This is a genomic window from Paenibacillus sp. NPDC057934 (genome assembly GCF_042887565.1).
Lineage (GTDB): Bacteria > Bacillota > Bacilli > Paenibacillales > Paenibacillaceae > Paenibacillus_AQ.
Genome location: NZ_JBHVPB010000011.1, coordinates 144110 through 156523 on the forward strand (window position 1 = coordinate 144110; position 12414 = coordinate 156523).

10 protein-coding genes are annotated in these 12414 nt (G+C 53.2%); all 10 read right to left on the minus strand.

Annotation, left to right across the window (positions count from 1 at the left end; genetic code table 11):
* Positions 1-588: 588 nt before the first annotated feature.
* Positions 589-1929, minus strand: coding sequence for a UDP-glucose dehydrogenase family protein (locus ACFVRY_RS24040; protein ID WP_387502823.1), 1341 nt, complete (start codon positions 1927-1929; stop codon positions 589-591).
* A 4-nt stretch (positions 1930-1933) separates the two neighbouring features.
* Positions 1934-3034: a glycosyltransferase gene (locus ACFVRY_RS24045; protein WP_387502824.1), complete on the minus strand. Its 1101-nt coding sequence runs from the start codon at positions 3032-3034 to the stop codon at positions 1934-1936.
* Between the two features lie 113 nt (positions 3035-3147).
* Positions 3148-4293 (minus strand): glycosyltransferase family 4 protein, encoded by a 1146-nt coding sequence (locus ACFVRY_RS24050; protein ID WP_387502825.1) that lies wholly within the window; start codon positions 4291-4293, stop codon positions 3148-3150.
* Entirely contained in the window at positions 4287-5480 is a 1194-nt protein-coding gene (locus ACFVRY_RS24055) for a glycosyltransferase family 4 protein (RefSeq protein ID WP_387502826.1), read from the minus strand. The genes ACFVRY_RS24050 and ACFVRY_RS24055 overlap by 7 nt, the downstream gene beginning before the upstream one ends.
* Positions 5467-6369 carry a glycosyltransferase family 2 protein gene (locus tag ACFVRY_RS24060; protein ID WP_387502827.1) on the minus strand — a complete coding sequence of 301 codons (903 nt, stop codon included), beginning with the start codon at positions 6367-6369 and terminating at the stop codon, positions 5467-5469. Before ACFVRY_RS24060 ends, ACFVRY_RS24055 begins: the two co-directional genes overlap by 14 nt.
* Positions 6370-6407: 38 nt before the next feature.
* A complete protein-coding gene (locus ACFVRY_RS24065; RefSeq protein WP_387502828.1) occupies positions 6408-7793 on the minus strand; it encodes a lipopolysaccharide biosynthesis protein in 1386 nt (461 codons plus the stop codon).
* Positions 7759-9252, minus strand: a complete 1494-nt coding sequence (locus ACFVRY_RS24070) for an O-antigen ligase family protein (RefSeq protein WP_387502829.1) — start codon at positions 9250-9252, stop codon at positions 7759-7761. Before ACFVRY_RS24070 ends, ACFVRY_RS24065 begins: the two co-directional genes overlap by 35 nt.
* Positions 9253-9352: 100 nt before the next feature.
* Positions 9353-10126 (minus strand): WecB/TagA/CpsF family glycosyltransferase, encoded by a 774-nt coding sequence (locus ACFVRY_RS24075; RefSeq protein ID WP_387502830.1) that lies wholly within the window; start codon positions 10124-10126, stop codon positions 9353-9355.
* 28 nt (positions 10127-10154) lie between these two features.
* Entirely contained in the window at positions 10155-11468 is a 1314-nt protein-coding gene (locus ACFVRY_RS24080; RefSeq protein WP_387502831.1) for an O-antigen ligase family protein, read from the minus strand.
* A 10-nt stretch (positions 11469-11478) separates the two neighbouring features.
* On the minus strand, positions 11479-12414 hold the full coding sequence (locus ACFVRY_RS24085) for a glycosyltransferase (RefSeq protein ID WP_387502832.1): 936 nt from the start codon (positions 12412-12414) through the stop codon (positions 11479-11481).

Sequence of the window (12414 nt, forward strand, 5' to 3'; positions counted from 1 at the left end):
AGATAATGTTGTTCGGTAACTATATAGGTCTTTAAATGGGATGCTGATTCTTCCGTTTTCTTATAAGTGGTCACAATAGGCTCGACTCTACGTTTGGATCACCTAGGGTGCACTATAGACGGTGGCTGTTTCTTAGAAAATAATAATTAACAGGAATTTCTCCTGTTAATTATTCACTTTTTGTAGCCTTCCACAAAATAACGGGATTTTCTCCAGTTAATATTGTCTGTGCGTCCGAAAAGTGGCTAGAACGAATGAATTAACGGGAGTTTTTCCTGTTAATTCTGTTATTTTGGGCTAGAGCGCCAGAATAACTGGAGTTTTTCCTGTTATTCGTTCTATCGCCGGACAGACGGAGCCATATATTCTTAAGAGCAAGGATTGCGTCAGCTAGTACGAACCCACATTAGTGTTTCTCCTTCGCATCAGCTAGTACAAGCTCCACTTGAGTTCACCCTGTACATCAGCCACATCAACCTTAGGCCCGCACCAGCCAGGCTAATGCAGTCATCCAGCTTCGCCACCCTAGCCTGGCTAGTGCGGCCACACAGCCTTGCCAAACCGGCCCAGCCTGTGCAGCTCCTCCGCTTATACCGCGCCGGCTACGCTTGGCGAGTAGCCGCTCAAGCCGCCCATCTGCGGACGGCCAACGGAGTGGTACTCCAGTCCGGTGCCTTCGATTTGCTCCTTGGAGTAGACGTTGCGCCCATCGATCAGGACCTGGCGGCGCATGCTTTCCGCCAGCCCGTGCAGATTGATATCCTTGAACACACTCCAGTCTGTCAGGAGGCAGATCGCATCGCTGCCTGCGGCAGCTTCTTCCGGCAGTCCGCACCAGCGAAGCTGCGGATGGTCGTATTGCTGCCGGAAGTTGTCGGCGGCAATCGGGTCATACAGCTTCACGGTAGCCCCCTCGGCTACCAGTGCTTCTACGATTTCACGTGCCGGAGCCTCGCGGACATCATCGGTGTTGGGCTTAAATGCAAGGCCCCACACACCGATGACGGCCCCGCGCAAGCTGCCGAGTGATTCATGCAGCTTGGAGATAATCATGAACCGCTGCCCTTTGTTGACTTCGACAACGGATTCTAGCAGCTTGAATTCATAATCGACGTTGCCGGCGATTTGAATCAGGGCATTGGTATCCTTGGGGAAGCAGGAACCACCGTAGCCAATGCCAGCCTGCAGGAAGGAAGAGCCGATACGGCGGTCCATGCCCATACCTTGCGCGACTTCAGTGACGTCGGCGCCCACCTTTTCGCAAATATTGGCGATCTCATTAATAAAGGAGATTTTCGTCGCCAGAAAAGCGTTGGATGCATATTTGATCATTTCCGCACTGCGGATATCGGTCACGAAAATGTTATCCGTAAAGCCCTGGTGAAGCTCGCGCATGAGCGGCTCCAGCGCAGGATTATCCAGGCCGACAATGATCCGGTCCGGGTGCAGGGTATCCTGGATCGCTGAGCCTTCGCGCAGAAACTCAGGTGCAGATACAACATCGAATGGATGCCGCGTATGCGTAGAGATAATCTGACGGATTTTCTCGTTCGTTCCCACCGGCACGGTCGATTTGGTCATGATGATTTTATAGCCTTCCATCGCCTGGCCAATCTCTGCGGCAGCTCCTTCGATATAACGAAGGTCGGCCTCTCCACCTGGCAACGAAGGTGTTCCTACAGCAAGGATGACAATATCGGAGCGGCGCACCGAATCCCGGAGATCTGCGGAGAAGGACAATCTGCCCTCCTGAGTGTTCATCTCGATCAGCGCTTCGATGCCCGGCTCGTAGATAGGGGATTCCAGTTGGTTCAGCTTGCCTATTTTCTCCGCATCCTTATCCACGCAGATGACTTGATTTCCATTGAGCGCAAAACAAACGCCAGACACGAGGCCTACATAACCGGTGCCGATTACTGCCAGCTTCATACAATCATCCTCCTTTTAGAAAATTGACATATGCCTGTTCCACATACTGCTTAAACCGGGTCATAAACGCCTGCTCATCGAATTTCTGGGCATGACCGATAATCCCGTCGATATTCCAAGCATGGTCCTCCACCTCATTGATAGCTTCCAGCAGATCCTCCACCTCTTGATGGCGGAAGAACACGCCGTTGACATAAGGGACAATCGTGTCCAGCGCGCCCCCTGCCTGATAGGCGATGACCGGTCGTCCCGCAGCATTCGCCTCCAGCGGCGTGATCCCGAAATCCTCTTCCCCGGGAAAAACAAACGCGCGGCACTGAGCCATCAGCCCGGTGACCTCATCATCGGCCAACCGACCCAGGAAGGACACATTGCCCTTCGCCATGCCTTCTAGACGTTTGCGGTCCGGCCCATCGCCAACGATATACAGCTTCAGTCCGTTCCGGTTGAAAGCTTCCACTGCCAGATCAATCCGCTTGTAGGATACCAGCCGAGAGACGATCAGGTAATAATCTCCGATAGAGTCCGAGCTTGAGAAGCGAGACGTATTAATCGGTGGAAAAATCACATCCGCATCGCGGTGGTAATAGTTCTGTATCCGCGTCTTCACGACAGAGGAATTGGCGACGAACTGGTTTACATTTTTGGAGGTCCGTTGATCCCAGCTCTTAAGCTGCTCCATGTACACCTTGAGCAACTTCTTGAACAGATTGGAATTGGACTCCCGTTCCATGTAAGTATCGTAATCCCAGGCGAACCGCATAGGCGTGTGACAGTAGCACAGGTGGAACGTCGCCTTCGGCACCTCAATGCTCTTCATAAAAGCGCTGCTGGAGCTTACAACGATATCGAACCCACTGAAATCCAGATCGCGGACAGCCATCGGATACAGCGGCAGCACATTTTTGAAATTGCTTTTCACACCCGGGATTTTCTGCAGCCAGGAGGCCCGGATGTCCGCGTCTTTGAGGTTATCGGTCAGACGGCTTCCGTTAAAAACCGTGGTGTATATCGGAGCTTGCGGGTACATATGGTGAAATACCTCCACCACTCTTTCCGCTCCGCCCATCTGAATCAAGTAATCGTGCGCTATCGCAATTTTCATGTGAATCATCCTCAAAGTTTTATGGAGCATCATGATCAGAAAGTTATTTCATCGTCAAATTGTCAGCTTCATGGGTTCGCTCCGGTCAAAGCCGAAGATTGATCAGGGGGCGCTCAGGTACCTGCCACCAGGCCTTTGTAGTAATCTACAATATCCTTCACCGTGTTCTCGATCACAAAATGCTCCTTCACACGTTTCATGCCATGTTCCGCCATCACGCGTCTTTCTTCCGGATGATTCAGCATCCAGGTGATGGCCCCCGCTAGAACAACCGGGTCGCCAGGTTGAATCAACAGCCCTGTCTCGCCTGGAACTACGATCTCCACCGGACCGCCTTCATTCGAGGCAACAACCGGCAGGCCTGCTGCCATGCCTTCGACAATCACCTGGCCGAATGGTTCAGGGGTCACCGAGGTGTGAATCAGTAAATCCGCTTTAGCCATGAGGCCCTGAATATCCTCTACATGCCCTAGTAAACTCACATTGGACAGCTTCTCGCACTCGATGGTCGTGATCAGCTCATTTTTGTATTCCGCTTCACCGAATAACGCATCGCCAGCCAGCCAGAACTTCACCCGTTCGTCGTGTTTGAACGTCTTCGCAGCTTCCAGCACAATATGCTGACCCTTCCAGTGTGCCAGCCGACCAACCAACAGAACGTTAAAGTCTTTACGATCCTTGCGGCCGATTCCAATCCCGCTGCCGATGGCTTTAGCAAAGGCCGAGTAGACCACCAGCGTCTTTTTCGACTTCGGTAGCTCCAATGCGCTGAGCGTGGAGTGGGAATTCGCAATAACGCCGTTCGGGAGTAGGCGGGACAGCAAGCGGATGGCTTTAGCAACAATTGGCTTCAAATAAGGGGCACCGATATGGTCACGGATATGCCAGATCAGCGGAATTTTCGCTTTCTTGGCGGCGATTGCTCCGTACAGTGCCGACTTCAACGAGTTGGTATGCACGCAGTCCACCTTCTCCTGCTTCAGGATCGGTGCCAGCTTGCGGCCATAAGTCAGCAGGCCCAGCGCGGCGGCCGGGGCACCCAGATTCACTGCATTGCGGCCTCGGGTACGAATACTCTCATCGAGCGGAATAATCCGCACGTCAATGCCTTTTTCCCGCAGTCGATCGGCCAAGGTTCCCTCTTCGGCTAAAATAACTAACGGTTCAATCTGTCCGCCAATATTCGTAAGGATGTTGAACAGCGCGACTTCCCCGCCGCTCCACTTGGCGGTATGGTCGATGTAAGCAACTTTTAGCATCCTGCTGCCACATCCTTTTCGAGCGCTTGCTGGAAGACGGATTCAACCTCATCCGCCACATGTTCCCACGTGTACTTCTCCAGGGCATGTTCCCGGCATTCCTCCCGGCTCGGGAGCAGCTTGCGGTTCCCAAGCATGTGGATGATGCCGTCCGCTATATGCTCGCTGGACGGACTCTTGAACAGCAGCTCTGGCCGGAAGCCCTGCAGAATCTCCCGGTTGCCACCGATTGGAGTCGCCATAACCGGCAGTCCGGTGGCTAGCGCCTCGACGGTAATCAGACCGAAGCCCTCCAGTGCCTGTGAGGGCACTACGAACATATCGGCAGACTGATAATAGCCAGCCAGATCCTGGTCGGGAATATAGCCAAGGAGACGAACCTTATTGTTCAGTCCATAGTCGGCTATTTTCTCCTCCAGCTCTCCGCGCAGCGGCCCCTTGCCGCCGATGAGCAGAACCGCATTTGGGAAGCGCTCCGAGACCTGCTTCCATGCATCCAGCAGCTGCAGCAGCCCCATCCGGTTCACCAGCCTGCGCACAGTAAGCACCGTCGTGGCACCCTCCGGCAGGTTCAGCGCCCGGCGAATCGCCAGCTTGTTGGTTGCTGGATGGAATCGATCCACATTGGCGGCTCCGGGAATGACGATGATCTTATGAAGCGGAACCCCGTGCAGTTCATGCAGAATGTCACGGAACGTCTCGCTGAGTACGATAAATTTATCTGCGAGCTTATAGGCTTTGCGTTCGATGGATTTAGCGAGCGTCGTTTTGACCCGGTGCTTGATACCCCGGCCTTCGATCTTCATCTCTTCATTCCATGGACCGTGGAAGGTCATGATCACCGGAATGCCGCGTTTCTTAGCCTCAATCGCCGGACCAAGACCATAGGGTGCAAAATGAGAGTACAGCACATCCACTCTTCCACTACCGCTTCCCATCAGCTCCGCCGCTTTACGTTGGAATGCATCCCTGCGCTTCCATATGGAATCCTTGGGATCACCAGCGTTGTGAATAATGAGCTGGCCCTGAACCTGCGGCGTTTCCTGACTGCATATCAGGGCATTCACCCGGTTGCGTGAGGAGAGCTGCTCACAAATGGATTTGAAGTACGTATTCAGTCCACCCGGCTGTAATGACGGCCAGCTAAGGCCTGTTGTCATAATGTTCAATCCGTCATTGTACGGCATAACTTCTCTCCCCCTTCTTATCCTTCTCTGCCTGATTCTCGGCCTGAATTTGCGCCTGGACCTCGGCCAGTGTTTGATTGTTTGCCAGCTCATTATGCTTCGCCAGCTTTTTCGCGCTTTTTAACTCGTAATGTTTGAAGGCAACCATGAATTCATACATCACCCAAAATACGGATACGGCGAAACCCGCCATCCCTTTCTTGAACAATCCATGCATAAAATACTTCTGCAGAAAACGCGCCGGAGGTCTCAGCAGCAAATGGCTGATTCGAAACGGCTTGCCGCTGTCATGGGCGCTTTGCGCCTCAAGGTCGGTATACTTGTTGAACCGGGCCACATGGTCATTAATGCTGCGGAAGCCCTGATGCCACAAGGTTCCTTGCAAGCGGACGGTATCCTTCTCTGACACATCCGGCATTTCATGGACCAGGCTGTTGCGGATGCCATATTGGGTGCGATTGTACAGCCGCACCAGACGCTCTCCACGATCCAGCCATCGGCCTAAGAAATCTCCGATCCGGTATAACGAATAGGCCACGCCGGGATCGGACAGCCCGGGCTTTCGTTCAAGAATATCGGCAGCCAGTTCGTCGCTGACCACTTCATCGGTATCAATAAGAAAGACCCAATCATGGACGGCGCGTTCCACTCCGAATTCCCTTTGCTTCGCATATCCGGGCCATGGATTAACGAACACCCGGCAATTCAGGCTCTCGGCGAGCCCTACCGTTCCGTCTTTGCTGCCTCCGTCGATGACTACAACCTCGTCGGCAAAAAGTCTGCAGGACAGAATGGCCTTGGAAATGCGAGTTTCGTCGTCCTGAGCGATAATGACAGCCGAAATCGGATAACTACCCGGGCTGCCAAGCACGCTTGTCACTGAATCCATGAGGGGTTCCTCCTTCTATTACTTAAGTTCTCTTGCCCTTAACTTTGGGCATCCGCAGGTTTCTTGCGAATGTAGGAATTCATCGTCGTCTTCATCCAGCGGATATCCTGCCTATTAATCAGCAGTCGCGGAATCTTGACCTTCAGGCTGTAGCGAATATTCAGAATGATAAAACCAAACCGTAATACAGCCGACGAAAGCATTGCCGCACCGGCACCGAACAATCCGAACCGTGGCACCAGGATAAATAGCAATGGAATCACCAGTGCCAAACCTACACCTTGAAGAATGGATACGAATTTCGGTTTGCCCAGCGCCATGAACGCCTGCGCGAGGATCAGTGTACCGCCGCTGATCGTAACTTCCAGTAGTAGCAAGCGGAACACGGTCAGTGCCGTATTGAAGTCCTTGCCGTACAGTAAAGGAATCACGAACGGGGCTACAACCATCAGGAATAACGATCCCAACAGGGTGAACGTTGTACTGATGCGAAAGGCCCTGAACGTCAGTGCGATCGCCTCATCCTTGGGCAGCTCGGATGCTTTGGGGAACAGCACAATCGTAATCGAGGTCGAGAAGAAATTAACCATTCTCGACAGGCTGACCGCCACCGCATACAGCCCGAGATCCGCAGGTCGCAGCAGACCTGCAATGATAATTTGATCAATATAGTACGAGAACTGTCCCAGCAGATCATTACCATAAGAGCCCATCCCATAGGTGAACAATCGCTTGAAGTTCAGGTAGGCGTCTCTCATCTTCACCTTGTAGGCACGAAGCAGCGAGATTGTAATATAGATATAGATCGGTACAGCCGGCAGCAGATAAGCCATTGCTGTAGTAAAGGGACTGATGGTTTTCGTAAATATCAGAATCCCGATCATCACCAGAGTGAGCAGTGGAACCAGATACCGCATCCAGTTGAATCGCTTGTAATCGCCTCTGAATTGGAACGTGGCATTGTTGACCTGTGAAATCACAATCAGTGGACACAGGAGCATCGACCACTGTGCGAAACGGACGACTTCCGGGCTGAAGGATTTCAGCCAGTAGGGCAGCACCACAACACCAACCACAGTAGCGGCTGCGCCGAAGCAAAGCCCGATCAGCAGCGACATCCGGTACAGGATGCCGGCATCCTCCGGGTTCTTCTTGGCGTTATAGATCAGCGCCGACGGAATGCCGAAGCTCATGCTGAACGCCAGGAATTGCGACCAGTTCACCATCGCGGTTTGCTCCCCGCGACCGGATGGGCCAAGATAGCGAGCGGTCAACACACCCGTCAGCATGTTCAGCACCAGAATCAGAATACTGACGAACATGGTTTTCACAGCAGCCGAGCTATTATCATTGCTCTTGGTGAACTGCCGGACGGAGGACCATATCGAGCTAGCCGGAAGTGATTTTGCGTTCAATTGCTGCATGAGGTGCTCCCTTCTTTCTGCTCTCTATAATCTCTTTGCCGCTGAGGCCAAGGCCAATCAGCATCCAGATCAGGTATCCCTTGAGTCCCGGGAACCCGTTATCGGACATCAGCGAGGCGATTGCCCCCATCCAGGCCGCCAGGGACAGCCGAGCATACGGCTGCAGGCTATCCCTGCTGGCCACCCTGACCACAATCTGCTTCAGTACCGCTCCCAGTGCCCAGAAGAAAAACAGTCCGCCCAAGGCACCAAAGGTCAGCAACAAGGCAATGAAGCCATTGTCCATGTTGCCGTACTCCCCAAGCTCGCCACCATTGCCGATCTTCGTCCCTTGGCCGACACTGCCGATTCCCTGCCCTACCGGATTGGAAGCGACCATCGGAACCATACGCTGCCAGAGGTCAAGGCGCTCATTATAGGAATGGTCTTCCTGAACAGAGCCCAGGGTCTCCATCCGTGCCACCAGCCCTTCGGCACCGGGCAGCTTAGGAACGATCCAGAAGAGCGCTGCGGCAACGAATATGAGCTGGAGCAATGTCTTCCATTTCCCCTTGGAAGGGGAAGACGCAATATAGACGAGTAGCATGACCAGCAGAACCAGCCAGGATGCACGGACCAAGGTCGTCAGCAGGCAGACTACAACGAGCATAACGCCGACCCAGCGGAGTGTTCCCTGCCAGCGTTTCTCCAGAATCATCGGCACCAGCGCGAAGACGAGAAAGGCTGCGGCCGGACCGGGAGAATTCAGCGTAGAGAAGACCCGGATTTCCAGTGGAACCGGAAAACCAATCGAGATCATCTCTGCGTGGTTCATCCAGAAGGCATCCCATGGCGGAACCACCAAATACTGCACGATCCCGTAAATCGAGACCAGGACAGCTATATTCGCGTAGTCGTACAGCAGACGATCGATGTCCTTGGCGGTGAAACGCATGACCGCAAAGTACGGAATCAGCATCAGCGGGACCAGGTAGTTGGCCAGATCATAGACGGAGCTCATGCCGTTCTTCGCCAGCCCAATCAGGGCACCGTAGACAAGCGCAGTTCCGAACAGAAGAATGATGCGGGCGGAAGGCTTCTTGATCTTATGAATCTCCCGCAGCACTGGAATAGCCAAGGTCGCCCCGGTCAGCAGAGGTGCCAGGCTGAGCATGGATACGGAATGGTACACGCCCTCCGACCAGTCGGAGATCCGCCGCAGCTCCGGGGCAATGGCCCAGATCAGCAGCGTGTAGGCTAACAGCAGACGTGGCTTCAACAGTGCCAGGAGGAATGCCGGGAATAATACGCCCGCCAGAATCGCCCCCTGCAAACTGTTGGCAGGACTTAGCTTGGCGCTGGCAAAGCCAATCGCCAGCGGAAGCACAAGGCAGATAGCAGCCAGTACCCAAGTGTTCCCGGCCGTCTTTAAGGTCGCCAGTGAAGGCAGGGTCAGGCTGTTCTCATCCCGGTTCATCATGATTGTCTCCCCCCTGCTTCCATCCGTCGATTACGCGCCTGGCGGACAAGGAAGGCCTCCCGGAACTTTCCCGTCCCGCCTGCTTTCTCCGCTGCTACGTTCATTCCGCTCTGCCTCCCTTCGCTTTATCCCGCTTCCGTAACTCCTTAAGGAGCAGGATCAGAAACTGCGCGTCATCGACCAGATATCTTTTCCACAATCGCCTTGGCTCCTGACTCAGACGCCAGAACCATTCAAGGCCTGCTCGCTGCATAAAGCTGGGTGCCCGTTTCACCGAACCGGAGAGGAAATCGAAGGTCGCACCCACACCGATCGAAATCGGTGCCTGATAAGAGGTGTAATGGCGATAGATCCATTTTTCCTGCTTGGGTGCGCCTACCCCGACGAACACAATATCTGGCCGACTCTCGGTCAACATTCTCACAATGCGCTCGTTCTCTTCCTCGTTATGCTCAAAGCCATAGGAGGGAGAGTAAGAACCGACGATATTCATACCGGGATACGCCGCCTTCAAGTTACGGATCGCTTTCTCCGGCACGCCTTCAGCTGAGCCGAGTAGGAACAGCCGGTATTTCCGCTGCTCAAAGGCGTTGCCTAGCCGACTGAACAGATCTGCGCCGGACACCTTCTGCTTGAGCGGCTTGCCGAGCATTTTCGAAGCCCAGATGAGCGGCATTCCGTCTGCCACCACCGCACCCGCCTCTGAGTATACATTCTGAAATTCCTTGTCCTTGCGCAGCTTGATCACATGATCGACATTGCAGGTCAGGATGTAAGATTGGCTCCGTTCCCGAATCGTCTTGTCAATGTAATCGAGCAGATCCATGAAATCATAGTTATCAAATTTGACATCGAACATATTTACTTGATTCATCGTATCACTTCTTTTTGTGGGGATCGGCCTACCGTGAAGATCGATACAGGCAGTTCAGGTACCAACAGAACGGGATAATGAATTGGACCGTCGACAGCGTGTTGTCGGAGAACGAATAGATCAGGAACGCTGCAATAAAAAACACATAATACGGTTTGACCGGCGGTGCCAAAGCTCTGTAAACCAGAAGAAATACAGCCAATAAGGAGAGCATCAACAGGCTGGCGCCGATATACCCGCCATCAAAATAAAACCGGATGTACTCGTTGTGAGGAACGACAAAGCCTTTGTACAAAGAGCCGTCATTCGCCACAGTCACTGCTCCCAGTCCTCTTCCTGCCCAAGGGGAATCCTCCGCCTTGTTCAGAAAATACGTCCAGGCCTCCGTTCGCCCTGACAGATCCACTCCCGTTTCCGTCGTCCGTTCAAAAGAACGCTTTTTGAGATTGTCGAGCTGCATATATACAGCGGCAAAGATCAAAAGAAACGAGCAGAGCAGCGGAATCAAGTACAGGGTTTTTCCTTTCAAATATTGCTTCAGAATATCGTAAAAGTAGTACAGAACCATGAGTCCCAGGGCCAGTATCGGGCCGCGTGTTCCTGTTCCGATCAGAATGAAAAAGTTCAAGCCAAGCAGGGTGTAAAAGAACTTGGCGCGCTGCGGGCAGCGCTTAATCTCAATAAACGGGATGGCGACTCCCAGAAAGGCCAGCATCGCCAGATGCGAAGGAATGTTGGCACCCTGCACCCGTACCGCCCCTGTGAATTCAACATCAAAGAAAGAATGCAGATGTGCAGCTTGCAGCAGTGCTCCAGCCAGCAGGCTGACCAGCGGCAGCAGGCAGATGATACGGATTTGCTGCTCGGCGACTTCTTTTTTCCAGTTGATCAAGAGAAACACAAAGGGAAGCGACAGACCGATAAACGCCTTAACAGCGATGGATGAAGTCATCTGCGGCAGCCAGATCGAGAACCCGAAGGTGATGAACACCAGTGCGAGTAAAGCCCATAAAGGCTGACTCAACTTGAACCGCAGACCATTTACCAGGATACACGGCACCAGCAGGGCCAGAATAGCCAGCTTGTAGAGCGATAGAATCTCTATCCCGAAGAGGCTGCCCTCATACAGAAAGTTGACAGAGATTGCCGTCGTCAGCAGCACAAAATAGCTGATCCATTCCGGTCGCGCGATTGAGATTCCCAGCAGAATAATCAGTAGCACGACAGCGGCTGCAAGCAACGGCTGGTAGATCACCGCTGTTCCCAGAAGCAGGGCGGAGATGAGATAGAGCACCCCGTACGGCACAGCGCCTGCTTTGAAGCTCCATCCAAAATTAGTCATGTCCTTCCCCTCACCCCGCTGCGGATTCTCTCTTCCGGTTCCAGATCATGTGCAGGGTTCCCCGGATACTCTCCAGTCTGCACTTGTTCAAAAGCCGTTTTCCCCGGCTTCGTGAAAGAACTGAATCCGCCATGATGTACAGCACTTTTGCGGCTGTTGCTCCCAGCAAGACCACTCTGTCCTTAAAGCTTTCGCTTTTCATGGCATTGGAAATACCCTGGCTGTAATACCGTTTCAGAATCCAGTCCTCGGTCAGACGGCTCTTCGGAACAAAATGATCCACCGCCATGTCCGGATGGTACAGGATCGCATGCCCTTGGCGCTGGATTTGCCCGAACAGCCAGGTCTCCTCGCCCGACAAAAGGGATTCACCCTTTCGACCCAGATCTAGTGGAAACAGGCTGATATCAAAGACTGGCTTGCGCATGGCCATATTGGCTCCGCACGGATGCTGTCGACCTGGATACTCCTTAATCCTGTTGCCGAGATCGACAATGGTGTAAGGCAGCTCGAACGGCTTGATTAGCCACTCCGGCCGGCCTGTCTCGAAGATCGGGGCAATTTTACCTCCCATGGCCATCACTTCCGGACGTTCCTCAAAGGTGGATACAATCGTTGTAATCCAGGTCCGGCAAGGAATAGCATCATCGTCCAGAAAGGCAATCAGGGAGGATTTGGAGGCCAGTATCCCTGTATTTCGGGCAGCCGACAATCCTTGCATCGGTTCGAAAATGTAGCGAATATCCATCTCTGTTCTGTAATCTTCGATAAACGTCCTGACCAGGGACGCTGTATCATCCTTCGAGCGGTTATCCACCACGATGATCTCTGCTTGCTCCAAATTCTCCAGCGGTACCAGAGAATGGAGGGTCTTGATCAGTAGAGCTGCCCGGTTATATGTGCAAACGATGATGGAAATCTTGGGAGCGACTCCGTGTTCACGCAT

Coding starts and splice junctions, on each gene's coding strand:
- ACFVRY_RS24040 (WP_387502823.1), bottom strand. CDS start 1,929: ATGAAGCTGGCAGTAATCGGCACCGGTTATGTAGGCCTCGTGTCTGGC.
- ACFVRY_RS24045 (WP_387502824.1), bottom strand. CDS start 3,034: ATGAAAATTGCGATAGCGCACGATTACTTGATTCAGATGGGCGGAGCG.
- ACFVRY_RS24050 (WP_387502825.1), bottom strand. CDS start 4,293: ATGCTAAAAGTTGCTTACATCGACCATACCGCCAAGTGGAGCGGCGGG.
- ACFVRY_RS24055 (WP_387502826.1), bottom strand. CDS start 5,480: ATGCCGTACAATGACGGATTGAACATTATGACAACAGGCCTTAGCTGG.
- ACFVRY_RS24060 (WP_387502827.1), bottom strand. CDS start 6,369: ATGGATTCAGTGACAAGCGTGCTTGGCAGCCCGGGTAGTTATCCGATT.
- ACFVRY_RS24065 (WP_387502828.1), bottom strand. CDS start 7,793: ATGCAGCAATTGAACGCAAAATCACTTCCGGCTAGCTCGATATGGTCC.
- ACFVRY_RS24070 (WP_387502829.1), bottom strand. CDS start 9,252: ATGATGAACCGGGATGAGAACAGCCTGACCCTGCCTTCACTGGCGACC.
- ACFVRY_RS24075 (WP_387502830.1), bottom strand. CDS start 10,126: ATGAATCAAGTAAATATGTTCGATGTCAAATTTGATAACTATGATTTC.
- ACFVRY_RS24080 (WP_387502831.1), bottom strand. CDS start 11,468: ATGACTAATTTTGGATGGAGCTTCAAAGCAGGCGCTGTGCCGTACGGG.
- ACFVRY_RS24085 (WP_387502832.1), bottom strand. CDS start 12,414: ATGCGTGAACACGGAGTCGCTCCCAAGATTTCCATCATCGTTTGCACA.